This window comes from Pseudomonas sp. Irchel s3h17 (assembly GCF_900187505.1).
GTDB lineage: Bacteria > Pseudomonadota > Gammaproteobacteria > Pseudomonadales > Pseudomonadaceae > Aquipseudomonas.
The window spans coordinates 289,236-314,744 of the sequence record NZ_FYDL01000001.1 but is presented as its reverse complement, the minus strand read 5'-3'; the positions used below and the strand labels follow the sequence as shown (position 1 = coordinate 314,744).

Below are 25,509 nucleotides of genomic sequence, written 5' to 3'. Positions count from 1 at the left end.
TGAAAAGGTCTGCTCGGGTTTCAGGGCGTCAGAAGCGCCACGTCATATTGCCAGTCACGGCTTGAATCCAGGCGTTGTCGAATTGTCCCGATAGTCGATTGCCTGAAATGGATTTGCTCTGGTCCACCGTCATGTCGCCCAACCAGATCATGGCCCAGCTGACATTCACGTCGGTGTCCTTGTCCAGAGCATAGGTCGCGCCAGTGGCAATGCGCCAGGATTCGGCCATGGGTATGGTCACTGTCCGGTCGCTGTCGGAGACGGCGCTGGAATCATAGGCCAGCCCGACGTTCCACAACAGTTGCGTCGTGGCCTGGTACTGCGCACCCAGTGCGAGTTGCCAGGTGTCCTTGTACTGGGTATCGATCGTAGTCGATTGGGCACCAGCGATCGAGGTGTCGACCTGCACCTCGATTTCGCCGAACTCCGACCAGTCCTGCCAGTTGACCGAGGCCAGCAACGCCCATTGCTGGTCGAGTGGCTGGTACAGGCTGAGGGTGAGGGTCTGGGGGACTTGCGTCGACAGGTCGGTTTTCAGGCCATTGAGGCGCTCCAGCGCCGGGCCGTTGCCCTTGACGTTGAGCCGGTCTTCGAAATCCAGGTCGACCTGGCTGGTGTAGGCCAGGCCAATGCGCGTGCCGGCCCCGGGGGCATAGATCACCCCCACATTGGCGCCGTAGCCCCAAACGGTGTCCTCGTATTTGAGCTGGCCGTCGCCGCGGTCGGTGAAGCCAAAGGGCGAGCGGTCAATCGCAGTCTGGGCTTGCAGCATGCCGTACATGGCTTTCACGCCGACGCCGACCGACCACTGGTCGTTGAAGCGATACGCCACGCTGGGCACCAGCGACAAACCGGCGATGCTGGCGTTCTGCACAAAGTAGCGTCCGGACCAGTCGTTGTCATAATCGTACGCCAGCCCGAAGTCACCGTAGGTACCAAAGCCGACGCTCCAGTAGTCGTCCAGTTCATGGCTGATGAAGAAACTGCCACCGGGGATCGGGTCCAGGCCATTGCCACTGCCGCTGCCGGACACGCTGCTAGCGTTGTCGCGGTCGAAGGTCAGGTCGCCGTAGAGCACTTGCAGGCCACCGGTGATCTGGGTTCCCTTGAGGTAGCTCATGCCCGCCGGGTTGCTGGCGATGGTGGAGGGGCCCTGCGCACGAGCCGCGGCGCCGGCATTGGCCAGGCCGGCATTGTCGGTGCCGATTTCGTAGAGCATGAGACCGCCGGCACTCGCTTGCTGCGCGTAGTACACCGACAGCAGTGTCAGGCTCAATGCGTACTTGCCGGGGAGTCTGGACCGCATGAAAGCACCCTTTATTTATTATTTTTTGAGTCAATGACGGCGGGCAATCCTGCCCACCGTCATTCGTTCATCTACTTGGCCATCGCAGCCCTTGCCGCCTCGATCTTGGCCTTGACCGAATCCAGGTTGAAGCTCGCGCCTTTCTGCATGGGCGGGAACTCTACCGCTGTTTCAGCCAGTTTGGCGACCTGCTGTTGCACAAATACAAAGCGCCAGAACTGGAACTTGAACCAGTCGAAGTATTGCTGCGAACCGTTGGCAGCCTGGTTTTCCGGCCAGCCGGCACGTTCAAACGGATCCAGCCGCAGGTTGGTCAGGATCGGCACGTCGACGGTCAGCTTGGCCCCCAACCAGCCGCCAGGCTGGTCAATGAAGCGGTATTTGTAGTCATCGATGCGTACCGCTCCGAGCGAACTCTCCCCAAAATAGAAAATCTCATGGCGACTGGACGGACCTTTGCCGGTGAGCATCGGTGTCTGACCGCCATCTGGCCACGTGAAATTTTCCGCACCATTGTCCGTAGTGAAGACCACGATGGTGTTGTCGTCCATGCCATCTTTCTTCAATTTGGCCATGACGTCGCCGACGATGTCATCCAGCTGCGCCATGCCGGCTTCCTGTTCCGACCAGCCATTGTCTGCATTGCGCATGCCTTGGTACTTGTCGGACAGGTGGGTGACGATGTGCATGCGGGTCGGGTTGAGCCACAGGAAAAACGGTTTGTTGTCCTGCCTGGATTTGTCGATGAAGCTGAACGCCTTGTCACGGATCTCTTCGTCGACGGTTTTCATTCGTTGCGGGTAGAGCGTTCCGGCGTCTTCGATCTTCTGTTTGCCGACCTTGCCCCAGCGTGGCATCACCGTCGGGTCATCCGTATTGCTCGCCCAACTGTGGACCATGTTGCGGGGGCCGACGGTGGCCAGGAGTGCCTGCGGATAGTTGGGGTGCGCCGGGTCTTCCATGGCGTCCAGGTGATAGAGGTAGCCAAAGAACTCATCGAAGCCATGCACCGTGGGCAGGAACTCGTTGAGGTCGCCCAGGTGGTTCTTGCCGAGCTGGCCGGTGGCATAGCCCATGGCCTTGAACGCGGTGGCGATGGTGACGGCTTCGGCGGGAATGCCGATGGGCGAGCCGGCCTGGCCGACCGTGGTCATGCCGGTACGGATCGGCAGTTCGCCGGTGATGAAGTTGGCGCGCCCGGCGGTGCAACTGGCTTCGGCGTAGTAGTCGGTGAAACGCATGCCTTCGGCCGCGAGGGTATCGAGGTTGGGCGTTCGGCCGGCCATCATGCCCTGGTTGTAGACGCCGATGTTCGACCAGCCGATATCGTCGCCCATGATCACGACAATGTTGGGTGGCGGGTTATCGGCGGCATGGAGAGTGAAGGGGAGGGCTAGCGTGGACATCAATATCGCCGCGGCCAGGGCCGTGGGTTGTCATGTACGGTTCATGACGAGTTCCCATGCTTGAGTGTTGGTACTCTGGGACGAACCCCCGGTCGCCGTTAAATGCATCTCCCCCCGGAAAGAGCGTAGGTAGGATTACTGATTAATCCAGTAATTTATGAGCCGCCAAATCCCAGTGTTTCCTGGGATTTGGCCACTGCCGGGTGGTTCAGGCGATTATTGACACTCGAACCACTGCCGCCAGGTTGAAAACGACCTGGCGGCACCCCGTCGGGACTACTCGTCCGACACTGAGGCCTGGAAGGGTTCAGCGATGTATTTGAAAGGGTAATTGATGGTCTTGTAGTCACCGACCTTGCGCTTGGGCAACGTGATCTTGGGTTGCTTGACGGTCTCGTACGGGATCTGTTCCAGCAGGTGGGTGATCAGGTTCAGCCGTACGGCCTTCTTGTTCTCGGAGCGGGCGACATGCCAGGGCGCCCATTCGACGTCGGTGGCCTCGAACATATCGTCACGGGCGCGGGTGTAGTCGTCCCAACGGTTATAGGACTTGATGTCCATGGGCGACAGTTTCCAGGTCTTGCGTCCGTCGGTGATGCGCTGCGTGAGGCGTCGGGCCTGCTCTTGCGGGCTGACTTCCAGCCAGTACTTCAACAGCAGGACACCGGAGTTGACCAACAGGCGCTCGAAACCGGGCGTCAGTTCGAGGAAGTTCTGTACCTGCTCTTCGGTGCAAAAGCCCATGACCCGCTCAACGCCCGCACGGTTGTACCAGCTGCGGTCAAAGATCACGACCTCACCGGCCGCTGGGAAGTGCGGCATGTATCGTTGCAGGTACATCTGGGATTTTTCCCGCTCCGACGGTGCCGGCAATGCCACTACGCGAAAGATTCGCGGGCTGACACGCTCGGTCAAGGCCTTGATGGTGCCGCCCTTGCCGGCGCCGTCACGGCCTTCGAAGACCACCACCACCTTGGCGCCGGTAGCGACGACCCACTGCTGCAACTTGACCAGTTCGACGTGCAGGGTTTTCAACTGCGCTTCGTAATCCTTGCGGCTGAGCCGGGTGATGGGTTCTACCACCGGTTCGGGCTGTGCAGGAACATGTTTTTTCTTAGCCATTCATTAGCCTCCAGTTGCTGTCGAATAGGGCCTTTGGCAGGCTCGCGCTTGCACCGATACATCGGTCAAGCCGGCGAGCTGCCGGCCTCCTGTTCATTGTGGTTTTTCGTTGGCGCTCGCCGTCAGCTTATCAGCCTGGGTCACCCAACCCCCGCCCGTCGCCTTGTAGACATCGACCATGGCGCTGAATACCAGGCCGCGGGTCTGGGTGTAGTTCAGCTCGGCGTCGAACAGGCTGCGTTCGGCATCCAGCACTTCGATGTAGCTGGTGTAGCCATTGTCATAGCGCAGTCGGGCAAACTTGGTGTAAGTGCGCAGGGCCTCGACCTGATTGGCCTGGGACTGCATCTGCTCACGGCTCTTGCTCGCCGCGACCAGCGCGTTTTCAACATCCCTGAAAGCCGACTGGATCGACTGCTGGTAGGTCAACAGCGCTTGTTGCTGGATCGCTTCGGCCTGTTTCACCTGTCCGGCGATCCCGCCAGCGGTGAAGATCGGCATGCTCACTCCGACCCCATAGTTCCAGGTGGCGGCCGGGCCGGTGAACAGGTTGGAGAGTTCAGTACTCGCCGAGCCTACCAGCCCGGTCAGGGAAATGGACGGGTAGTACAGGGCCTTGGCGGCACCGATCTGGGCGTTGGCGGAAATCAGGTTGAGCTCCGCCTGACGCAGGTCGGGGCGCCGTTGCAGCAAGTCAGAAGGCAATCCGGCGGGGACCGACGGCAGTGTCAGTTGCGCCAGGCTGCGCCCGCGGATGATGGCGCCGGGGTTGCGTCCCAGCAGCACGGCCAGGTTGTTTTCCTGTTGTGCCACCTGGGACTCGAATTGCGAGATCGAGGCCTGGGTGCGCTGGAACTCGGAGAGATTCTGTGCCAGTTCCATTTCGGAAATGGTGCCGGCAGCAAAGCGCAGCTTGAATATTCCGTAGGATTCGCCGCGGGCCTTGGCGGTGGTACGGGCAATTTCCAGTTCCCGATCAAGATCGCGCAGGGTGATGTAGCTCGATGCCACCGACGACACCAGGCTCAGGATCACCGTGCGCCGACCTTCTTCCGAGGCCAGCAGGTCAGCCCGGGCGGACTCGTTGAGGCGCCGCAGGCGGCCCCAGATGTCCAGCTCCCAGCTAACACTGAGAGCGGCCTCGTAGCTGTTGTAGATCGGGTCAATGCCAGAGTCCAGGGGCACCGGGCTGTTGTCCCGGGGCGCCCGGTTGCGGTCGCCCTGTGCGCCGACGCCGACTTGCGGATACATCTGCGAGCGAACCTGGCCGTAACGGCCCTGGAACTGCTCGATCCGCGCAGCGGCGATCTTGATGTCTTTGTTCTCGACCAGTGCACTGCGAATCAGCTCATCGAGGATCGGGTCCTTGAACTGCTCCCACCACAGGCTGTTGGACAGCGCGCTGACCTCATGGTCGGCGTAGCGATAGGCCGCGGGAGCGTCCGTGGCCGGGCGCTGGTAATCCGGGCCGATCATGCAACTGCTCAGGCTCAGGCACAGCACCAGGGGAATAGGGAAGGTACGCATCTCATTCCCCCTCATGGCGTGGCTGGGCAGCACTGCCGGGAGTATCCCCGGGTGGCGTTGCCGCAGGAGGCTGGGCGGTCTGTTGGGCCGAGCCCTTTTTCTCGGTGATCCGTTCCACCAGGTAATAGAACAACGGGATGAAGAAGACGGCGATGACGGTCGCCGCCAGCATCCCGCCGATTACCCCTGTACCGATGGAATGGCGACTGTTTTCCGAGGCGCCGACGGCAATCGCCAACGGCACGCAACCGAGGATGAACGCCAGGGACGTCATCACGATCGGCCGCAGACGCTCCTTGGCGGCAGTCATCGCGGCGTCGTAGGCGGACATGCCGGCTTCCCGGTTCAGTACCGCGAACTCGAAAATCAGGATCGCGTTCTTCGCGGCCAGGGCCACCAGCATGGTCAGGCCGATCTGGAAGTAGACGTCATTGCTCAAGCCCCGGAGCATGACCGCGAGCAGGGCGCCGAACAAGGCGAACGGCACCGCCAGCAGTACGCCAATGGGCAGCGACCACTTCTCGTACTGGGCCGCCAGGATCAGGAACACCATGACCAGGCCGAAGATGAAGACCTTGGAGGAGGCACCACCGCTTTTCTTCTCCTCGAACGCTTCACCGCTCAAGGCGAGTGCATAGTCGTTGGTCATGATCTCGGCGCTGATTTCCTCCAGGGCCTTGAGCGCCTGGCCGGAACTGTAGCCAGGGGCTGCGTTGGCCGTGAGCTTGACCGCCGGGAAGTTGTTGAAGCGGGTCAGCAGGTCGGGACCGGTGACGTAACGGGTATTCAACAGCGCCTTGAGCGGCACCATTTCGAGGTTCTTGTTACGTACATAGATCTCTTGCAGGTCCTCGGCCTTGAGGCGATAGACCGGCTCAGCCTGCAGGATGACCTGCCACAGCCGGCTGTACTTGTTGAACTGCGAGACGTACAGGGAACCGAACATCGTCTGCATGGTGCTGTAGACGTCTTCGACCGGCACCCCCAGTGCTTCGGCCTTTTCCCTGTCGACATCCACCATCAGTTGCCGGGAGTGGGCATTGAAGGTGGAGGTGACGACGCCGAGTTCGGGGCGTTCCTTGGCCTTCGCGACAAGGGTGGTGACCATTTCGGCCAATTGCTCGACGCTGCCATCGCCCTTGCTTTGCACCCATACCTCCATGCCCCCGGTGGTACCAAGGCCTGGAATGGAGGGTGGGTTGACCGGCAGGATGATACCGTCCTGTATGGTGGAAAATGCGCGGGTAGCCTTCTGTATGACGGCGGGAGCGCTTTGCTCCGCGATGGTCTCGGAGTCCTTGTAGCGCTCCTCGAAGTCCTTGAAGCCAACGAAGAAGGCCCCGGCGTTGTTCTTGTTCTGGCCGTCCAGCAGGCTGTAGCCGTTGACGATGGCCACCCCTTCGACGGACGGATCATTCATGAAGAAGTCGCTGGCCACCTTGCCCACCTCTCCGGTGCGATCCAGGCTGGCGGCATCGGGCATGATCACGGCGCCGAGCAAGTAGCCCTGGTCCTCGGGCGGCAGGAACGCACTGGGGATACGCTGCGCCATCACCACGGACAGCACGATCATCCCGGCAAACAGCATGAGGGCCAGTGCCGAGCGCTTGATCATGAAGGCCACCGAGCGCGAGTAGCCGTCGGTCATGCGCTCGAAGCTGCGTTCGAACCAGCGGAAGAAGGCGTTCTTCTCTCCGTGCTGGGGCTTGAGCAGCAGCGCGGCCAGGGCCGGCGACAGGGTCAGGGCGACCAGGCCGGAGATCACCACGGAAATGGCGATGGTGATCGCGAACTGTTTATACAGCTGGCCCGTGATCCCGCCCATGAAGGCCACCGGGATGAACACCGCACACAGCACCAGCACGATGGCTACCACCGGGCCTGCCACTTCATCCATGGCTCGCTTGGCGGCGTCCTTGGCGTTCATCTTGTGGACATGCATGTTGCGTTCGACGTTCTCGATCACCACGATGGCATCGTCCACCACGATACCGATGGCCAGCACCATGCCGAACAGGGTCAGCATGTTCACCGAAAAGCCCATGGCGGCCATGCCGATGAAGGTCCCGATAATCGATACCGGCACGGCCAGCACCGGAATCAGCGTGGCGCGCAGGCTCTGCAGGAACAGGAACACCACGATCACCACCAGCACCAGGGCTTCGAAGAAGGTGTATATCACCTCGGAAATCGATGCGCGGGTAAACGCGGTGGTGTCCATCACGATCTTGTATTCGATGCCTTCGGGGAAGGTCTCCTTCATCTGCGCCAGGGTCTCGGTGACGGCCTTCGACACGTCGAGGGCGTTGGCGCCGGGTTGTTGATACACCGCGATCAGCGTGGCGGGACGGCCCTGGTAGGTACTGCGCAGCGAGTAGTCTTTCTGCCCCAGTTCTGCGCGTCCGACGTCCTTGAGGCGCACGATGGCGGCGCCGTCGTTGCTGGCGCGCAGGATAATGTTGTCGAACTCGGCGGGCTCGGTCAGGCGCCCCTTGGTGGTCACCGCAAAGGACTGCTCCACGGGTTCGCCCGTCGGGGACTGGCCGACACGGCCCACGGCAAATTGCTGGTTCTGGTTGGACACCGCTTTTTGCACATCGGCGGCGGTGATCCCCAGTTGTGCCATGCGGTCAGGCTTGAGCCAGATCCGCATCGCATAGTCCGGCGTGCCGAAGATGGCGGCCTGGTTGGCCCCGGGGATGCGCTTGATCGCATCGAGCAGGTACAGGTTGGCGTAGTTGGCGACGTACGTGCTGTCGTAGCGGTCACCCTTGGAATACACCGCGAGGACCATCATGAACGCCGATGATTTTTTCTGTACCTGGATGCCCTGGTTCTGCACGGCGGAAGGCAGTTGGGGCAGGGCCAGGTTGACCCGGTTCTGCACATCCACCTGGGCCAGGGACGGGTCGGTGCCGATCTCGAAGAACACGTTGAGGGTCATGTTGCCCGTCGCGGAGCTCGACGAGTTCATGTAGATCATGTTGTCCGAGCCGTTGACCTGCTGCTCGATAGGGGCGGCCACGTTGTTGGCCACCACCTGTGCATCCGCCCCGGGGTATGTCGCCGACACCGTGATTTGCGGTGGCGTGATGTCCGGGTATTGGGCGACAGGCAGCTGGAGCATCGCCACGGTACCGGCCAGGGTGATGATGATCGAGATGACGGCGGCGAAGATCGGTCGGTCGATACAGTAGTGAGAAAGACTCATGGGCGTTTCTCACTGTCTTTGTTCGGCTCACCGGCGGCCGGCGTTGGCGCGGCGGCCTTGCCAGCCGGGGCGGACGCCTTCGGCTCGACAATGTTCAGCGGGCCACCGGGAGTGACCCTGATCGCACCATCGACCACGATGCGTTCACCGGCGTGCAGACCCTGGTTGATGAACCAGCCATCGCCTTGCCAGCTACCCACGTCGACCACCCGTTGCTCGGGCTTGCCCTCGGCATTGAGGACCCAGACGAAATGGCTCTTGGCGCCCTCGAGCACGGCTTTTTGCGGCACCAGAATGGCATTCGGCCGGGAGGCTCCTACGGCCCGGGCCCGTACAAACTGTCCGGGACGCAGCAGCCCTTTCGGGTTGGCCACCACGGCGCGAACCAAGAAGGTACCGGTCTCCTGGCTATAGGAAGGGGCGGTGAAATTGAGGGTGCCGCGATCAGGGACCACGGAACCGTCCGCCAGCACCACTTCGACGACAAACTCGCTGCGTGGCGGGAACGTCAGGTTGCCGGCGGCAATGTCGTCGCGGTATTTGAGGGTTTCGTTTTCCGAAAGACTGAAGTTGACGTAGATCGGGTCCATCTGCGACACCGTGGTCAGCAACCCTGACTCGCCCGGCGTGATGTAACTGCCTTCCTGCTTCTTGGCAAAGCTGGACAGGCCGGTGAGGGGAGAGCTGATGGTGGTGTAGCTGAGATTCAGTTGCTCGGTACGCACGGTACCTTCTGCGGCCAGCACGGCAGCACGGGTCTGACGCTCTTCGCCGACGGCATTGTCCAGGTCCATCTTACTGACGGCATTCTGCTCCGCCAACGGGCGAACGCGGGCCAGCGTGGCCTTGGCCACTTCCCAGCGCGCCTGTTGCTGCGCCAGTTGTCCCTTGGCCGAGAGCAGGGCGGCCTCGAATGGCTTGCGGTCCATCTGGAACAGCGTTTGCCCGGCCTTGACCAGGTCGCCCTCGACGTACTGCCGTTTTTCCAGGAAACCAGCCACACGGGCGCGAATCTCTACCTCGCGGGAGCTCTCGGTCTGGGCGACGAATTCAAAGGTGACGGGGGTGTCCTGGGCGGTGACGGTCATTACGGTCACATTAGGGGCATGGCGGGCCGTGGTCACGGGTTCCTTGCCGCAACCGGCAAGAAGGCCGACTATCCCGGCCAGAACGGCAATCGACAAACCAATACGGCTGGAAAAAATGCTTCCCTGCGGATGCGTTCCAGGTGCTGGACAGTGTGAGGTACTGATGGCCGTAGTCTGCACCTGAGCGGTGCCTTGGTACTGGTCTTTCCCTTGGAACTGTCCGACATCGATCGTGGTTACACCCATGAACCCCTCCATAATAAAAGTCACCGAACAGCGTAGCACCGCTCATAGGGGGCATTTGCTGACTTTAATCAGTGATTGCGACGTGCCGCACAGATGTCTGCGAACTGGGCACGCACGTCCTGTAACAGCCAGTTGAGAAACTCCGTACAGATGGCGCTGGCAATCCCCCCGGTATTGCAGGCCCTTGGAGCGAAGTCCGGTTTCCGACCGTGAAGGCAATACGGCGCGCCTGACGGTCTGGACGGACGATCATTGCAGTGTGGTAGGGGATAGAGGGATCTGCAAATTTGTTGGCGTGAAATCTGTCATTGCACATCAAGGCTCGGGCGATCATTGCGTGCCCGTTACCGGCTGCTCGCTTGGGGTAAAAAAATTACGCTTTCTTTACGGAAGGCTTTTTTGCTCGCAAGGATACTGTCGGCCGATTTTTCGATCGTCCACGGGGCTTGTAACCCGTTGGCTCCGGGGCGTTTCAGGAACTGCCCGGTTGCACAATCCAGTGGTTGGGCATCACAAGGGCTACAGTCTTTATTAATCGTTCGAATCCGTTGGTCGATCCACGCAAGTGCCTCACCAACGGCCAGGAAGCCGCCTGGTCCAGGGATGGTATGCGCTTCCCCCCTCAATTTTCGAGATGCCGCACGTGACCGACACAGCGACCCGCGCAAATGATAACGGCCACGCCAAGACATCAGGGGCGGGCTTGCTCGTCGCTGCCGTGGGCGTGGTCTATGGCGATATTGGCACCAGCCCTCTTTACACCCTCAAAGAGGTGTTTGCCGGACACTACGGGGTCCAGGCCAACCACGATGGCGTGCTGGGCATTTTGTCGTTGATCTTCTGGTCACTGATCTGGGTGGTCACGATCAAATACGTGCTGTTCATCCTGCGCGCCAACAACCAGGGCGAAGGCGGCATCATGGCATTGACGGCATTGGCTCGCCGGGCGGCAGCGCCCTACCCGAACATGAGCCGGGTGCTGGTTCTGCTGGGTCTGTTCGGCGCGGCGCTGTTTTACGGGGATAGCATGATCACCCCGGCCATTTCGGTGCTTTCCGCGGTTGAAGGGCTGCAGTTGGCGTTTGACGGGATCGGGCACTGGGTCGTCCCCTTGTCCGTGATCATCCTGGTGGCGCTGTTCTTGATCCAGAAACACGGCACGGCCCGCATCGGTATTCTGTTCGGCCCGGTCATGGTGTTGTGGTTCGTGGTGCTGGGCGTGCTCGGCATCTATGGCATTTTGCAGCGCCCGGAAGTGCTCCAGGCACTTAGCCCGGCGTGGGCGGTACGCTTTTTTGTGGTTCACCCGGGGATCGGCGTGGCCATCCTGGGGGCGGTGGTACTGGCACTGACCGGCGCCGAGGCCTTGTACGCCGACATGGGCCATTTTGGTCGCAAGCCGATTGCTCGCGCGTGGTTCATCCTGGTACTGCCAGGGCTGGTACTCAATTACTTTGGCCAGGGCGCGCTGATCCTGGAGAATCCGGAGGCGGTGCGCAACCCGTTCTACCTGCTGGCGCCGGGCTGGGCACTGCTGCCGATGATCGCGCTTTCCACGCTGGCCACTATCATCGCTTCCCAAGCGGTCATCTCCGGCGCGTTCTCCCTGACTCACCAGGCGATCCAGCTCGGGTACGTGCCTCGCATGTTTATCCAGCACACCTCGAGCCAGGAGCAGGGCCAGATTTACATCGGCACGGTCAACTGGGCGTTGATGGTCGGTGTGGTGCTGCTGGTGATCGGTTTCGAATCGTCCAGTGCCTTGGCCGCCGCCTATGGGGTCGCGGTGACGGGGACCATGTTGATCACCACCATCCTGTCCTCGGCGGTCGTCCTGCTGCTATGGAAAACGCCACGCTGGCTGGCCATCCCGATGCTCCTCGGGTTTCTACTGGTCGACAGCCTGTACTTTGCGGCCAATGCGCCGAAGATCTTCCAGGGCGGTGCGTTCCCGGTGATCGCGGGCATTGGCCTGTTCATTTTGATGACCACCTGGAAGCGGGGCCGCAAGATCATTGTCGAGCGGCTGGACGAAAGCACGTTGCCCCTGCCGCTGTTTATCAGCAGCATCCGCTCGCAACCTCCCCATCGCGTGCAGGGTACGGCGGTGTTCCTGACCGCCAGGGCCGATGCGGTTCCTCATGCGCTGCTGCACAACCTGCTGCATAACCAGGTGCTGCACGATCAAGTGGTGTTGCTCACCGTGGTCTCCGAAGACAGCCCTCGCGTTTCGGCGGACCGGCGATTCGAAGTCGAGGCGTATGGTGAGGGGTTCTTCCGGGTCAGCCTGCACTTTGGTTTCATCGAGGAACCGGACGTGCCCCTGGCCTTGAGTCTGTGTCACCTGAATGAACTGGATTTCAGTCCGATGCGCACGACGTACTTTCTCAGTCGTGAGACGGTCATCCCGACCAAGCGCATCGGTATGGCCCGTTGGCGAGAGAGCCTGTTTGCCTTTTTGCTGAAGAACGCCAACAGCAACCTGAAGTACTTCAAATTGCCGTTGAATCGGGTGATAGAACTGGGCACACAGGTCGAGATGTAAAAACCGCTCACCAGGCCTGGCCGCGCCGCTTCAACTCAAGGCGGCGAACGAACTCTTCCAGCACCAGTGCGTAGAGGTCGTCCTGCAGGTACGCGTCTTCGATACCTGCATCGAGGTTGGGGTTGTCGTTCACTTCGATCACCACCACCTTGTCGCCCGATTGCTTCAGGTCGACGCCGTACAAGCCGTCGCCAATCAGGTTGGCGGTCTTGACCGCCAACTCGACGACCGCGCGGGGCGCCTCATGGACCGCCAGGGTGCGGCATTCGCCGTTAATGTCCTGGCCCTTGGCCTTGTGGTTGTAGATCTGCCAGTGACCCTTGGACATGAAGTACTGGCAGGCGAAAATCGGTTTGCGGTTGAGCACGCCGATGCGCCAGTCGTACTCGGTGTAAAAGAACTCCTGCGCGAGCAACAACACCGAGTGTTCGAACAGTTCTGAGGTGGCCTCCAGCAGGGCTTGCTGGCTTTCGACCTTGATCACGCCCCGGGAGAAACAGCCGTCGGGAATCTTCAGTACCAATGGAAAGCCCAGGCGTTCACCGACGCGCTCGAAGTCTTCCGGTCGTTCCTTGTAGAGAATCTCGGTCGCCGGCATACCCAGTTGATGGCTTTTGAGCAGGTCGGTCAGGTACACCTTGTTGGTACAGCGCAGGATGGAAGCGGGGTCATCCATTACCACCAGGCCTTCGCTTTCCGCTTTCTTGGCGAAGCGGTAAGTATGGTTATCCACGCTGGTGGTTTCGCGAATCAGCAGGGCGTCGTACTCGGCGATTCGTGAATAGTCTTTCTTTTCGATCAGATCGACATCAATGCCCAACCCTTTGCCAACCCGGATAAAGCTGTCCAGTGCCTTGGCATTGGAAGGCGGCAATGCCTCTTGCGGGTCGTGCAAGATGGCCAGGTCATAACGGGCCACGCGGGGGGAGCGCGGTACTCGCCAGACCTTGCGACTGAAACTGTCCAGCGAATTGGCAAATGAGTCTTCCTGATCTTCGCGTAACTTTTGCAAGACCCCGGACTTTATTCCGTCGATGCGCCAACTATGACTTTTGCGGAACTCTACCAAGAGGATAGGGCACGGGAAGATTTCGAAAATTTGTCGTGCCAGTTCCTGTAACGGTTCGAGATTGGTTTTACCGAAGTACAACGTCAGGGTAAATCCATCGGTATTACTGTAAATGTGCTTGTTCAGTGCTTTGTCCAGCGTTTTACCAAGATCATCCAGTGCCAGGCTATACAGCGACTTTTTGGTCAGTTCGCTGATAGTGCGCACGGACGGAATAACGTTATGGTCGCGTGCCTCGGCCAGCAGTGAGCAGTAGTAACCGTGCCCCAAGTACTTATAGCTTCGACACAGATTAATCACTTGAACGCGCTTGCCAGCGTCGATCTCAAGGGGTTGCTCCAGGTACTCCTGTGCACTCATCACGTCCTCCGAGGGGAAGTAAGAGGCCCAGTCTTCTTTTCGCTCAACAATAATAATCACCTGGCTGGACCTTCTTGATGCGCCCGCTAAATAAGTCAGGTTTGATATTGCCGCTAACCGATTTTGCTCTGATACTTCACGCAAGCCGCCCTGTACCGCTGACATATGAAAAGGTCCGTTGGAGAACAAGTCCTTATCTATTAAGCACGATGCTTTTAAAAAGTCTCGTTTCGTTACGCAACTTTTACGGCGGCCCTATGACCCTGTTATTTCGTAAAGCCACACAGGATGACCTGAAGTCTCTGCTGGAACTGGAGAACCAGTGCTTTACCTCTGATCGACTGACGCCGCGCAGCTTTCAGTGGATGATCAGCCGGGCCCATGCCAGCCTGATCGTTGCGCAAGTGGGCAGCCAACTGATGGGCTACTGCCTGGTCCTGTTCCATCGCGGCACCTCCCTGGCGCGCCTGTATTCCATCGCTATCGCCACCCACAGTCGTGGCCTGGGCCTGGGAAAGCAGTTGCTGGACCAGGCGCAAGACTGTGCCCGCGCACACGACTGCGCCTACCTGCGACTGGAAGTCCGTCCGGACAATCCGGTCGCCATCGGTCTTTACGAGCGCCATGGGTACCGGCGTTTCGCCGTGGTCAACGATTACTACGAAGACCATGTGCCGGCGCTGCGGTTGGAGAAACGTATTGTGCAGCGTCGGGACAACCGCGAATTCCAGGTTCCCTATTACCCACAGACCACTGAATTTACCTGCGGACCGGCCTGCCTGTTGATGGCCATGAGCGCGTTACAGCCTGAACGTGTGATACGGCGCAGGGACGAGCTGCAGATCTGGCGTGAAGCCACGACGGTGTTCATGACGTCGGGCCACGGCGGTTGCAGCCCACAAGGCCTGGCACTGGCGGCCTGGCGCCGAGGATTTCGAGTGCGCCTGCAAGTCAGCGTTGCAGGTCCGCTGTTTCTCGACGGCGTGCGTAACGAACACAAGAAGGAGGTGATGCGCCTGGTACATGAAGCGTTCTGCAGTGAACTCCAGCACAGTGATGTGGAGCAGGTCAGTAGCAACCAACTGGACCTGCCACTGGCGCTGGAGGCCGGCGGCCAACCCTTGGTACTGATCAGCAGTTACCGCCTGACTCGCTCGAAAGCCCCGCACTGGGTCATCGTCACCGACTACGATGAAGAATTCGTCTACCTGCATGATCCGGATGTCGATCACAGTCAGCACCGTCAGGCACTCGACTGCCAGCATCTTCCCGTCAGCCACGAGGCGTTCGAAAAGATGTGTGTTTTCGGCGGCAACAAGCTGCGTGCTTCCGTGACGCTTTTCGCACATGAGTCGTGCAGTGAATCGCCTCTGGGTTCGTAGATCCGTCGACCTAAAGGAGACGCTCGAAAGCGTCTCTGGCTCTGGGCCGACTTACTGGTCAGTAGGGTTTGTCGCCGATGATGGCCGCGCGCTCCATCTTGCGATGGCAGGGCGGGTAGTCCATCACTGCATAGTGCTGGGTGCAGCGGTTATCCCATATCGCCACGCTGTTGTTCTTCCAGCGCCAACGGACCTGGTACTCGGGGTTGTAGGCCTGGCTAATCAGGTACTTCAGCAGGTCGACGCCTGTTTGGTTGTAGTCCTGGCCGACACGGACACGTCCCTGGCTGTGGTAATTCACGAAATGCGTTGCGTAGGCATTGACGAATAGTACCTTCTCGCCGGTTTCGGGATGGGTACGCACTACCGGGTGCTCGGCATCCGGATATTGAGCCTTCATCGCCAAGCGCTTTTCCTTTGGCATGGCGGCGGCAAAAGAAGAATTGAAACTGTGGTTGGCGATCAGGCTGTCGATTTCCTGCTTCACGTCGATTGGCAGGTTGTCATAAGCCAGCACCATGTTGGCCCACATGGTGTCGCCACCGGTCGGAGGGCATTCGATACAACGCAGTACGGCGCCCATCGGAGGCGACTCGCGCCAGGTGGCATCGCAGTGCCATGCATTCTCGTAGCGATCCGCCGGATGTTCTGGGGTCTTGTAAATCTGCACGAGACCGGGAGCGTCCGGGTGGCTGGGGAGCATCGGATGGGTTTCAAGCTGGCCGAGGCGCAGGGCAAAGGCTTCGTGGTCGCGACGTGAGAGCTTGGCCAGATCCTGGTCACGCAGGAACAGCACCTTGTATTTCAATAGTGCCGCGTAAATTTCATTGAACAGGCCGTCATCGCGCACGGCGTCGCCAAGATTCACGTTGAGCAGCTCCGCGCCTATGGCACAGGTCAGTTGTTCGACTCGCATTCCGTCTCCATTCCGATGGTAATGGCCGGGCCGTGGGCGTGGCAGGTGAAGTCGTGCCTTGATTCACGGCGGCGCTTGTTATTGTTAATCCAATCTGTGCTGGTGCGGCAGGGCGGGATAGGTGTATCCGGCGGATTTTCTGGCCTGTATCAGCAGAGCAGGGGGGGCGCGGGCCCATAATAGATTGCACTCGAGCGACGCCATGGGCATTGCGGGACAATTTCTTCGCGTGTTGGGACGCCGGTTACGCGACCGCATATCGCCAGCGCAAGAGTGCAAGGCTGCGCGGAGTGGTTGGTTCTTGGCGGATGAGCAGCGCTAGCATGCCAACGTCGGAAACATGTCTCGATTCCGCGAGCAACAGTCCGAAGGCCTCTCGGCCGGACAGGCGATAGGACTCCTCCAGCAGCCAACCATCCGAATCGCATTCGGATCGGCGAAGACACTGGCCGGCAGCTTGGCCAGCCGCAGCATACGAAATGGATCGAGCCCACTGAACGGGCCACCTGCGCATAGTGGGTAAGGCCGACACTTCGCGTCAGGTAGACATGCTTTTCATCATGTCCCAGTTTCGCAAGATTGTGTCCTGAAAAGCTTAGTGCGGGGCACCCTGTCAGGGCTACCTTCAGGCCGTCAACCGAGAATAGATGGAGGTAGATAATGGAGACACACACGGCAATGCGCATTGGTCAACCGCTCGCCGCAACGCGGCACGTCGATGCCGATGACCCTGATGCATTCAACCCCACGCCTGGAGCGGCATCGATGGCTGTTTCGATAGCCCGAATCGGTTCAACTTCATCCACCGCGTGCAGGACAGTTGCACCCTGACCGCCGAATCCCTGCTCAAGAACGTTCTGCCGTTCGACACCATGGCCCTGGCCATGTAGATGCACCCGCGTACGGGCATTGAAGACACTATCGCTCGCCGTACGGCTGCACGCTTGATAACAACAATAAAACCAAGACATTGAGGAGGCTGCATGGCCTTTCACCCAACCGCCGCCGACGATGACGACTCCGGTGGAGTCGGCGTTGCGCGCCAATATGCCTGGATCGTCTTTGCACTGACGTTCGGCCTGTTGATTTCCGATTACATGTCCCGTCAGGTATTGAACGCGGTGTTTCCGCTGCTCAAGAGTGAGTGGGCGCTGAGTGACGGTCAGCTCGGTCTGCTCAGCGGCATTGTGGCCCTGATGGTGGGCCTGCTGACGTTCCCGTTGTCGTTGATGGCCGACCGCTTCGGCCGGGTCAAAAGCCTGGCGTTGATGGCGCTGCTCTGGAGTGTGGCCACCCTCGGCTGCGCCTTGGCGCAGGATTATCAACAGATGTTCATCGCACGCTTCATGGTCGGCGTCGGTGAGGCGGCCTACGGCAGCGTGGGCATCGCCGTGGTGATTTCGGTGTTCCCCAAACACATGCGCGCTACCCTGACCAGTGCCTTCATGGCCGGCGGCTTGTTCGGCGCTGTCCTGGGGATGGCTCTGGGCGGTGCCATCGCCGCCAAGTTGGGCTGGCGCTGGTCGTTCGCCGGCATGGCTTTGTTTGGCCTGGTGCTGGCGGCGTTGTATCCACTCATCGTCAAGGAAGCACGCATTGCTCCGCAACGTCGCGCGCAAGTGGCGAACAAGGCAACGGCTGCGGTCAAGCGTCCGCTACGCACGCTGTGGTCCAGCCGTTCGGTGGTGGCGACCTATGTCGCCAGCGGCTTGCAGTTGTTCGTCGGCGGCACGGTGATGGTGTGGATTCCCAGCTACCTCAACCGCTATTACGAGATGCCCACGGACAAGGCCGGCGGTATGGCGGCGAGCATCGTGCTGTGCAGCGGTGTGGGGATGATTCTGTGCGGCATGCTCAGCGATCGGCTGTGTCGCCACTCGCCGGAGCGCAAGGTCAGCCTGGCCATCGCGTTTTGCCTGGGCAGTTGCCTTTTGCTGTCGGCGGCTTTTGCCTTGCAGGCGGGGCCGGTGCAACTGCTGCTGATCTGTCTGGGCATGCTGATTGCCACGGGTACTACCGGCCCTAGCGGCGCGATGGTTGCCAACCTGACCCATTACTCGGTCCACGGCTCGGCGTTCGCCACGCTGACCCTGGCCAACAACCTGCTGGGGCTGGCGCCGGGGCCGTTCATAACGGGCCGAGTGTCCGATCTCATTGGCCTGCATGCCGCGTTTCAATTGGTGCCACTGGTTAGCCTCGCGGCGGCGGCAGTGTTCTTTTATGCCAAGTGTCATTACCACAGAGATATCGCCCGCCTCCAGAGTCACAGCGTTTCCGAGCCAGTCAACGAAGCTGGGTTAGCGGTGAAGTTGTGAATCTGCGCGCCCATCGTCTGCTGGAGTGTGCCGGCGCGCGGGGTAGTGCTGCCCAGCGTGAGACCTTGCTTGAGCGGCTGTTCGCGGCGTACTTCCAGAATGGCGAGGATTTGGGTCGCCGCGAGACGTTGTCGGCAATCGCCCGGTGCTGCGGCTTCGACGCGTAGGTCGTGGCCGATTGCCTGAAGGGCGGCGCGCAGCTTGCCTAAAGGCTGCCGGGAGCCATATGCGAAGCACTGCGTGAAAGTGATCGCGAGCGGCTACCTGCTCAATTCCACCCAAGTCAAAGTCACCCACTACCTGGTCGAGATCATTGACGGCCAGGCGTTCATCGTCATCGTTTCCGAGGAGTCCGCGCCATGAGCGCCATTGCTTTCACCCGCATCCATAGTCGCACGCGCGAGTTGGCCCCGGGTTTTATCGTCAGTCTGATCGTGGCGGCCGCTGCGTCGTTTCTGTCCGAGCACTACGGTGCGCCGGTCATGTTGTTCGCCTTGCTATTGGGCATGGCCCTGAATTTCCTGGCCGATGACGGCGCCTGCAAAGCCGGCATCGAGTTCACTGCGCGCACGGTGTTGCGCATCGGCGTGGCGCTGCTGGGGATGCGCATCACCCTCGAGCAAATGGCGGCGCTGGGCTGGAGGCCAATTGCGCTGGTGGTGATTCTGGTGGTAGTGACCATCGGCGTGTCCGTAGTCGCGGCCAAGGCCCTGGGCTTTCAGCGCTTGTTCGGCATGCTCACCGGCGGGGCGACGGCAATCTGTGGCGCCTCGGCGGCATTGGCGCTGGCGGCGGCGCTGCCCAACCATCCGCAGAAAGAACGCGCGACGTTGTTCACCGTCATCGGTGTTTCGGCGCTCTCCACCCTGGCGATGATCGTGTACCCGATGATCGCCAACTGGCTGGCGTTGTCGCCGCAGGTGGCCGGGGTGTTCCTCGGCGCGACCATTCACGATGTGGCCCAGGTGGTCGGCGCTGGCTACAGCATGTCGACCGAGACCGGCGACACGGCCACGGTGGTCAAGCTGATGCGGGTCGCCATGCTGTTGCCGGTGATCGTCACCGCCGCGATGATCACCCGCATGCAGGGCGCCGATCCGACGGGTAAACGGCCGCCGTTGTTGCCGTGGTTTGCCGTTGGTTTTCTGGCTCTGGCGTGTATCAACAGCACCGGCTGGGTGACGCCTGCGGTGCAAGGATCGGTCAACGAACTGTCGCGCTGGTGCCTGGTGATTTCCATCAGCGCCCTGGGCATGAAAACACGGCTCAAGGAGTTGGTGGCGGTCGGGATCAAGCCGATCCTGCTGATGGTGGGCGAGACGGTGTTCCTCGTTGTGCTGGTGCTGTTGTTGCTGCGCTGGGGCCTTTGAATACAGGCCTCCCATAGGTTTTATGGCAGGGCTTCACTGGGTTGGCTCCTCGTTACAGTGAGGCTCTCGACCGGTGTCACAAACACCGGTTTTCCGCGGCGACTGTACCAGCAGTCGCCGTTTTTTTTTGCCGTGTGCTCAGGAAGGCTTGGGGGCGGCAGCGTCCGTTGAGGGAGGAGTCGGTCGATTGCTGCGCGCTACGCCACACTGCCGGCGGCATGCCGAACTGGTTGATGAACCAGCGGGTAAAGGAACTCGCCATGGAAAAGCCGAACATGTCGGCAATGTGGCTCAGCGAGTTGTTGGGGTTTTCCAGATAACGCAGCACCAAGGCGCGGCGCACATCATTGATCAGGTCGTTGAAGGCACAGCCGTCTTCCTTGAGGCGACGCTGCAGGGTGCGCACGTTCATGCCCTGGGACTGGGCGATCTGCTCGATGGTGGCGCGGCCCATGGGCAACAGCAGGTAGATTGCCTTGCGCACTTCGAACAGCATTGAGGTGCCTTCGGGGCTTTGCAGCGAGTCAAGGTAGCTCTGGGCATAACGGGCCATGGCCGGGTCGGCATTGGGGTTGATCATATCGAGACTGGCGTCGGAGCAAACGATGCCGTTGAACTCGCTGCCGAACTCCAGGTTGCAGCCGAACAGGCGCCGATGCAGGTGCAGGTTGTCCGGTGGCTGGTGCATGAAGTTGACGCTGTAAGGGTGCCAGTGCGAGCCGAGCAGGGTCGAGCACAGACGGAATATCACGCCGATGGCCAACTCCGTAGCCTGGCGACTGGGCATCGGCGATTCGGTGACCATCTCTGTACGAATGATCGCCATCTTGCCGGCGTCTTCAACGAAGATCGCCAGCGAATCGTTCATCAGATGACGGTAGCGCACCATCACCTGCAACGCTTCGCGCAGGGTGCGCTGATGGCTGAGCAGCAGGCTGACCACGCCGAAGTCCGATAGCTGGCGCGACTCGGCCATGCTCAGGCCGACGGTCTGGCAACCGCTGGCGGCGGCCGAATCTTCCAGCAGGCGCACGGCGGCATCGATGGGAATGCGGTATTCGGGGGCTTGCAACTGAGCCTTGCTTAGGCCGACGACTGCCATGACGTCGTGCGGGTTGAATCCCAGGTTCTGGGTGACGTCCAGGTATTTGGTCAAGACGGCGGCGCGAACAAGCATAGGCATGCGTAGTACTTCCCTGGGCCGATGGCGGCGGTCCATTTCTCGTCGAAGATGTGTTGAGTGCGAAGACGGCGTTCTGATGACCCTGGCAATACTCTTTCGGTGATCCGGGTGACGGAGTGCAAGTAGCGCGATCAGATTCAAGATCGTGTTTTTTGCATCACCATCGAATTGTCTGGTGGACTCGAATTCGGAAGCCGATGGCGCAATCAAAAATCCAATCGCGGGCGGGATACGTGTATCCGCCAGATGTTGCGGTGCCCTATCAGCAGAGCAGGGGCCGCTGACCCATAGTAGGTTGCACGAGAGCGAGGCTATGGGCTATTCGGGACAGTTTCTTCGCGTATTGGGACGCTGCCAACGGGCCATGGTTGAGTGGCGGCGTCAGAAACGTCGAGGCTTCGACAGGTTCAGCCAATGTGGCTGTCCAGGAGGCTTGAGAGTCGCCCACGAACCTGTCTTTCTATTTATTCAGGCGATATGGGCTCGGATGCCGTCTTGCTCTCTCGATAGGAGGCGGCCCAAGCCGAGGGTGTCTTGCCAAACTGGCTGCGGAACCAACGCGAAAAGTCACCGGCAGAGGAAAAGCCGAGAAGTTCGGCGACCTCATATAATCGGCGTTTTCTGTTTGCCAGATACTCCTCGGCGAGTTCAGCACGTACAGCATTGATGATCGTTGTGACACTCTCACCCTCGGTTGCCAGGTGGCGGTTAAGGGTGCGTCGATGCACGCCAAGATGCTGGGCAACGCCATCGACGGAACACAGTCCGTTTGGCAGCAGCATCTTGACGATCTGGCGCGCCCGCTGCGCTGGCTCGTCACGCAGGTTAGCCAACTGCATGTCCAGCGATCGCTTTATCTCGCGATGCAGTGCCGGGTTTGCAGCAGGGATCGGCATGTCCAGATCTCGCCTTCGGCAAACGATGGCATTGGACTCCTGTGAAAACTCGATAGCTGTTCCCAGCACGCGGTGGTGCACTTCAAGGCTGACAGGGCGCTCGTGAGTAAAACTGACTCTTACCGGGCGTAACGTATTGCCCGTCAGCATGCTCAACGTCCGCAGGCCGATGCCAGCCGACTGTTCGATAGCCTGGCGCCAGACGCCGTGATGGCCCTGCATATTCACACCTAAATGCAGCAGGACCAGGTCGCCTACATCCTCAAGTCGCAATTCCACGCCAGCGTTATGCAGCCGCATATAGCGAGCGCAAGATTGCAAGGCTGCGCGAAGTGTTGGTTCTTCGCGGATAAGCAGCGCCAGCATGCCAAAGTTGGAAAGGTGTCTCTTCTCCGCGAGCAGCAGTCCGAAGGCCTCTTGGCCAGACAGATGGGCTGACTCCTCCAGCAGCCAGCCAACCGAATCGCTACTGATCATGATATTCGGATCGTCGAGTGCACTGGCCGGCAGCTTGGCCAGCCGCAGCATACGAAAAGGGTCCAGTCCCACTGAACGGGCAATCTGCTCATAGTTGGTAAGGCTGGCGCTTCGCGTCAAGGTATACATGCTTTCCCTCATGTCCCAATTTCACCAGATTGTGTCCTGGGGAGCTTAGTGCAGGACACCCTGTCAGGGCTACCTTCAGGCCGACAACTAAAAAAAGATGGAGGTAGATGATGGACGCACGCGCCGCAATGCGCATCGGTCAGCCGCTCGCTGCAATGGAGCAGGTGGATGCCGACGACCCTGATGCATTCAACCACTGCTTTGCCGAACTCAACGGCATTCGCATGCATTACATCGATGAAGGACAGGGCCCGCTCGTCATACTGCTGCACGGTTTTCCCTACCTTTGGTACATGTGGCGGCGCCAGATCGTGGCGTTGGCCGAGGCCGGCTTTCGAGTCGTTGTCCCCGATCAACGGGGATTCGGGCAAACCGATCGACCCGATTCCATTGAAGCCTATGACATGAGCCAGGCAGTCGGCGACATGGTTGGCTTGATGGCTTCCCTGGGCGAAACGTCCGCGGTGATCGTTGGACACGACTTGGGTGCCTGGGTGGCCCAGTCAGCGGCCATGTTGCGGCCGGATCTGTTCCATGGCCTGGTGATGCTCAATACGCCGGTACCGCCGCGCGGCAAGGTCAAGCCGACCGTAGCGTTGCAGGCAATGGCGAAGGGCAGGGTGTATCACCACCTGTACTTCCAGCAGATCGATAAGCCGGATCGCGAGTTGGCCAGCGATCCGCGCAAGACCTTGCGCAGCGTCTTCTACTCGATCTCCGGCAACGCTGTCGGGGCTGAACGCTGGCGCCTGTTCGTCGAGCCTGGTGAGCCCATTCTCAATGCCTTCACTGAGCCAAAGGAGGCGTTCCCGTCTTGGTTGAGCGCACGGTCGCTCGACTACTACGTGGCTGAATACACGCGCACAGGGTTTACCGGTGCCCTGAACTACTACCGCTGTCGCGACCGGAACTGGGAAATCACGGCGTTTCTCGACGGTGCGGTAGTGCGCCAACCGAGCATGTTTATCGGTGGTGCTGCCGACCCTTCGCTCGAACCGGTCGAAATCCGCGGTCTCTACGAGCAGCTCGACACCTATCTACCCGGACTGCAGAAGAAGGTACTGCTACCCGGCGTGGGCCATAGCGCTGCGGAAGAGAGCGTCGATCAAGTCAATGAATTGCTCTTGGAGTTTCTTCAGCAGTTGGAACGCCAGGTGCTAGCGTCCAGCGAAATGACGCTTGAGCAAGGGGTACGTTTAGCCACTTGATAGCGTCGGTGCAATGGCAGGGCGAACGGTATCGGCATCTGCCACCGTTGGCCCTGCCATTGCGCACAGGCAGGACTGGATTGAACCTTACAGCGCTCAGCCGACAGCCTTGACCATCAGATGATCACCGAACTGCTCCCGAAGGCGGTTCTTCTGGACCTTGCCCGTAGCGCCCAACGGAATCGTGTCGACAAAGATCACATCATCCGGCGTCCACCATTTCGCGATCTTGCTTTCATAAAAGGCCAGCAGTTCTTCCCGGGTCAGTGTTGCTTGCGGTTTCCTGACGACGATCAGCAAGGGGCGTTCGTCCCACTTCGCGTGTTTCGCGGCAATGCAGGCCGCCTGGAAAACTGCCGGATGGGCCATCGCAATGGTTTCCAATTCGATGGAACCTATCCATTCGCCACCCGACTTGATCACATCCTTGCTGCGATCGGTGATCTGCATGAAGCCATCGACATCGATGGTCGCCACATCGCCGGTTGGGAACCATCCTTGGCCTGCGTGCTCGAGCAGCAGCGAACTGTTTCCTTCGTTCCCGAAATAATCGCGCACCACCCATGGCCCACGCACCAACAGGTCACCTGAAGTTGCGCCGTCCCAAGGCAATTCCATGCCGTCAGCGCCGACGATCTTCATGTCGATGCCAAACACCGCTCGGCCTTGCTTGGATTGCACGGCATAACGCTCTGCCGAGGACATTTCAACGTGCCTGGCCTTCAGGGTGCCGACGGTTCCGATAGGGCTTAATTCAGTCATCCCCCAGACGTGCAATACCGCTACGCCGTAGGTTTCCTGAAACGTGTGCAGCATGGACGGGGGACAGGCCGCGCCACCAATGATGGTGCGTTTCATACTGGAGAATTGCTGGCCTGTTTTTTCCAGATGGCCAAGAAGGCCTTGCCACACCGTCGGGACACCCGCGCAGAGTGTCACCTGCTCGGCTTCGAGCAACTCGAAAAGCGACTCTCCATCCAAGGCAGGGCCGGGCAGTACGAGTTTGGCCCCGACCATGCACGCGATGTAGGGAAGTCCCCAGGCGTTGATATGGAACATCGGCACAACGGGCAGGATCACGTCGTGCGCCGAACAATTCAGGGCGTCAGGCAGCGCGGCCGCATAGGTGTGCAGCACCGATGAGCGATGACTGTACAAGACCCCTTTCGGATTGCCCGTCGTGCCAGAGGTGTAGCAGAGCGTACTGGCGGCGTCCTCGTCGAAAATCGGCCAGGCGTAGTCAGAGGATCCCCGTTGAAGCAGATCTTCATAGCACAGCAGGTTGTCGATTCCGGCGTCTGTCGGCATGTGGGCGTGATCGGTCATGGCGATGAACGCCTTGACCGTATTGCAGCGACCGGCGATGGCCTTGATCAGCGGCAGGAAGGTCAAGTCGAAGAAGATGTACTGGTCTTCGGCGTGATTGGCGATGTAGGCGACCTGGTCTTCATGCAGGCGAGGGTTGATGGTATGCACAATGGCACCCATACCGGAAACGCCGTAGTACAACTCCAGGTGACGATAGCCATTCCAGGCCAGCGTGCCGATCCGGTCGGCGGGCTGGACGCCCAGGCTGGTCAGTGCGCTGGCCATCTGGCGCGCGCGACGGTGGCAGTCACGGAACGTGTAGCGATGGATATCGCCCTCCACCCTCCGGGACACGATCTGCGTATCGCCATGATGGCGATCGGCGTGCTCAATGAGCGAGGAAATCAATAGCTGCTTTTGCATCATCAAACCATTCATGGCATCG

16 protein-coding genes and 3 pseudogenes are annotated in these 25,509 nt (G+C 60.0%); 8 read left to right on the top strand and 11 right to left on the bottom strand.

The window, feature by feature from the left end:
* Positions 1-28 precede the first annotated feature (28 nt).
* From CKW25_RS01380 to CKW25_RS01355, 6 genes are all read right to left on the bottom strand, one after another.
* The gene (locus CKW25_RS01380) at positions 29-1,306 is read right to left on the bottom strand and encodes an OmpP1/FadL family transporter (protein WP_095077227.1); all 1,278 of its coding nucleotides are present in this window, start codon (positions 1,304-1,306) and stop codon (positions 29-31) included.
* A 71-nt stretch (positions 1,307-1,377) separates the two neighbouring features.
* Positions 1,378-2,712 (bottom strand): sulfatase-like hydrolase/transferase, encoded by a 1,335-nt coding sequence (locus CKW25_RS01375; RefSeq protein WP_095077226.1) that lies wholly within the window; start codon positions 2,710-2,712, stop codon positions 1,378-1,380.
* A 276-nt stretch (positions 2,713-2,988) separates the two neighbouring features.
* Complete coding sequence (ppk2, locus tag CKW25_RS01370; protein WP_095077225.1) at positions 2,989-3,834, bottom strand: polyphosphate kinase 2; 846 nt, start codon at positions 3,832-3,834, stop codon at positions 2,989-2,991.
* 93 nt (positions 3,835-3,927) lie between these two features.
* The gene (locus tag CKW25_RS01365; protein ID WP_095077224.1) at positions 3,928-5,361 is read right to left on the bottom strand and encodes an efflux transporter outer membrane subunit; all 1,434 of its coding nucleotides are present in this window, start codon (positions 5,359-5,361) and stop codon (positions 3,928-3,930) included.
* A 1-nt stretch (position 5,362) separates the two neighbouring features.
* Positions 5,363-8,572, bottom strand: coding sequence for an efflux RND transporter permease subunit (locus tag CKW25_RS01360; RefSeq protein ID WP_095077223.1), 3,210 nt, complete (start codon positions 8,570-8,572; stop codon positions 5,363-5,365).
* Positions 8,569-9,906 (bottom strand): efflux RND transporter periplasmic adaptor subunit, encoded by a 1,338-nt coding sequence (locus tag CKW25_RS01355; RefSeq protein WP_095077222.1) that lies wholly within the window; start codon positions 9,904-9,906, stop codon positions 8,569-8,571. The genes CKW25_RS01360 and CKW25_RS01355 overlap by 4 nt, the downstream gene beginning before the upstream one ends.
* A 643-nt stretch (positions 9,907-10,549) precedes the next feature.
* Between CKW25_RS01355 and CKW25_RS01350 the strand changes: the two genes are divergently transcribed.
* Positions 10,550-12,451, top strand: coding sequence for a potassium transporter Kup (locus CKW25_RS01350; protein ID WP_095077368.1), 1,902 nt, complete (start codon positions 10,550-10,552; stop codon positions 12,449-12,451).
* Positions 12,452-12,458: 7 nt separating this feature from the next.
* Here CKW25_RS01350 and CKW25_RS01345 read toward each other — a convergent pair whose 3' ends face one another.
* Entirely contained in the window at positions 12,459-14,045 is a 1,587-nt protein-coding gene (locus tag CKW25_RS01345) for a RimK family protein (RefSeq protein ID WP_095077221.1), read from the bottom strand.
* Positions 14,046-14,137: 92 nt separating this feature from the next.
* Here CKW25_RS01345 and rimI point away from each other — a divergent pair, with 92 nt between their 5' ends.
* Entirely contained in the window at positions 14,138-15,262 is a 1,125-nt protein-coding gene (gene rimI, locus CKW25_RS01340) for a ribosomal protein S18-alanine N-acetyltransferase (protein WP_095077220.1), read from the top strand.
* Between the two features lie 58 nt (positions 15,263-15,320).
* Here rimI and CKW25_RS01335 read toward each other — a convergent pair whose 3' ends face one another.
* Positions 15,321-16,178, bottom strand: a complete 858-nt coding sequence (locus CKW25_RS01335; protein WP_095077219.1) for a TauD/TfdA family dioxygenase — start codon at positions 16,176-16,178, stop codon at positions 15,321-15,323.
* A 752-nt stretch (positions 16,179-16,930) separates the two neighbouring features.
* Between CKW25_RS01335 and CKW25_RS01325 the strand changes: the two are divergent.
* The 5 genes and pseudogenes from CKW25_RS01325 to CKW25_RS01305 form a co-directional block, all read left to right on the top strand.
* Positions 16,931-17,065 (top strand): annotated as a pseudogene (locus CKW25_RS01325) (3-keto-5-aminohexanoate cleavage protein); the annotation flags it as partial.
* A gap of 96 nt (positions 17,066-17,161) precedes the next feature.
* Positions 17,162-18,493 carry an MFS transporter gene (locus tag CKW25_RS01320; protein ID WP_095077218.1) on the top strand — a complete coding sequence of 444 codons (1,332 nt, stop codon included), beginning with the start codon at positions 17,162-17,164 and terminating at the stop codon, positions 18,491-18,493.
* A gap of 8 nt (positions 18,494-18,501) precedes the next feature.
* Positions 18,502-18,762: pseudogene (locus tag CKW25_RS26915) on the top strand (DsbA family oxidoreductase); the annotation flags it as partial.
* Positions 18,749-18,856 (top strand): annotated as a pseudogene (locus CKW25_RS01310) ((2Fe-2S)-binding protein); the annotation flags it as partial. The pseudogenes CKW25_RS26915 and CKW25_RS01310, both read left to right, overlap by 14 nt.
* Complete coding sequence (locus CKW25_RS01305; protein ID WP_095077217.1) at positions 18,853-19,863, top strand: YeiH family protein; 1,011 nt, start codon at positions 18,853-18,855, stop codon at positions 19,861-19,863. The pseudogene CKW25_RS01310 and the gene CKW25_RS01305, both read left to right, overlap by 4 nt.
* Before the next feature lie 76 nt (positions 19,864-19,939).
* On the opposite strand, the gene CKW25_RS01300 is transcribed toward CKW25_RS01305, so the two are convergent.
* Together CKW25_RS01300 and CKW25_RS01295 are read right to left on the bottom strand one after the other, a co-directional pair.
* Positions 19,940-21,046 carry an AraC family transcriptional regulator gene (locus CKW25_RS01300; RefSeq protein WP_095077216.1) on the bottom strand — a complete coding sequence of 369 codons (1,107 nt, stop codon included), beginning with the start codon at positions 21,044-21,046 and terminating at the stop codon, positions 19,940-19,942.
* Between the two features lie 464 nt (positions 21,047-21,510).
* The gene (locus CKW25_RS01295) at positions 21,511-22,548 is read right to left on the bottom strand and encodes an AraC family transcriptional regulator (RefSeq protein WP_095077215.1); all 1,038 of its coding nucleotides are present in this window, start codon (positions 22,546-22,548) and stop codon (positions 21,511-21,513) included.
* 110 nt (positions 22,549-22,658) lie between these two features.
* Between CKW25_RS01295 and CKW25_RS01290 the strand changes: the two genes are divergently transcribed.
* Complete coding sequence (locus CKW25_RS01290) at positions 22,659-23,756, top strand: alpha/beta fold hydrolase (protein WP_256577897.1); 1,098 nt, start codon at positions 22,659-22,661, stop codon at positions 23,754-23,756.
* Positions 23,757-23,852: 96 nt separating this feature from the next.
* Here CKW25_RS01290 and CKW25_RS01285 read toward each other — a convergent pair whose 3' ends face one another.
* Positions 23,853-25,502 carry a 3-(methylthio)propionyl-CoA ligase gene (locus CKW25_RS01285; RefSeq protein ID WP_095077214.1) on the bottom strand — a complete coding sequence of 550 codons (1,650 nt, stop codon included), beginning with the start codon at positions 25,500-25,502 and terminating at the stop codon, positions 23,853-23,855.
* Positions 25,503-25,509: the final 7 nt, after the last annotated feature.

Coding starts and splice junctions, on each gene's coding strand:
- CKW25_RS01365 (WP_095077224.1), bottom strand. CDS start 5,361: ATGCGTACCTTCCCTATTCCCCTGGTGCTGTGCCTGAGCCTGAGCAGT.
- CKW25_RS01375 (WP_095077226.1), bottom strand. CDS start 2,712: ATGTCCACGCTAGCCCTCCCCTTCACTCTCCATGCCGCCGATAACCCG.
- CKW25_RS01335 (WP_095077219.1), bottom strand. CDS start 16,178: ATGCGAGTCGAACAACTGACCTGTGCCATAGGCGCGGAGCTGCTCAAC.
- CKW25_RS01380 (WP_095077227.1), bottom strand. CDS start 1,306: ATGCGGTCCAGACTCCCCGGCAAGTACGCATTGAGCCTGACACTGCTG.
- CKW25_RS01285 (WP_095077214.1), bottom strand. CDS start 25,502: ATGAATGGTTTGATGATGCAAAAGCAGCTATTGATTTCCTCGCTCATT.
- CKW25_RS01290 (WP_256577897.1), top strand. CDS start 22,659: ATGGACGCACGCGCCGCAATGCGCATCGGTCAGCCGCTCGCTGCAATG.
- CKW25_RS01355 (WP_095077222.1), bottom strand. CDS start 9,906: ATGGGTGTAACCACGATCGATGTCGGACAGTTCCAAGGGAAAGACCAG.
- CKW25_RS01345 (WP_095077221.1), bottom strand. CDS start 14,045: ATGTCAGCGGTACAGGGCGGCTTGCGTGAAGTATCAGAGCAAAATCGG.
- CKW25_RS01320 (WP_095077218.1), top strand. CDS start 17,162: ATGGCCTTTCACCCAACCGCCGCCGACGATGACGACTCCGGTGGAGTC.
- CKW25_RS01360 (WP_095077223.1), bottom strand. CDS start 8,572: ATGAGTCTTTCTCACTACTGTATCGACCGACCGATCTTCGCCGCCGTC.
- CKW25_RS01300 (WP_095077216.1), bottom strand. CDS start 21,046: ATGCCTATGCTTGTTCGCGCCGCCGTCTTGACCAAATACCTGGACGTC.
- rimI (WP_095077220.1), top strand. CDS start 14,138: ATGACCCTGTTATTTCGTAAAGCCACACAGGATGACCTGAAGTCTCTG.
- CKW25_RS01305 (WP_095077217.1), top strand. CDS start 18,853: ATGAGCGCCATTGCTTTCACCCGCATCCATAGTCGCACGCGCGAGTTG.
- CKW25_RS01295 (WP_095077215.1), bottom strand. CDS start 22,548: ATGTATACCTTGACGCGAAGCGCCAGCCTTACCAACTATGAGCAGATT.
- ppk2 (WP_095077225.1), bottom strand. CDS start 3,834: ATGGCTAAGAAAAAACATGTTCCTGCACAGCCCGAACCGGTGGTAGAA.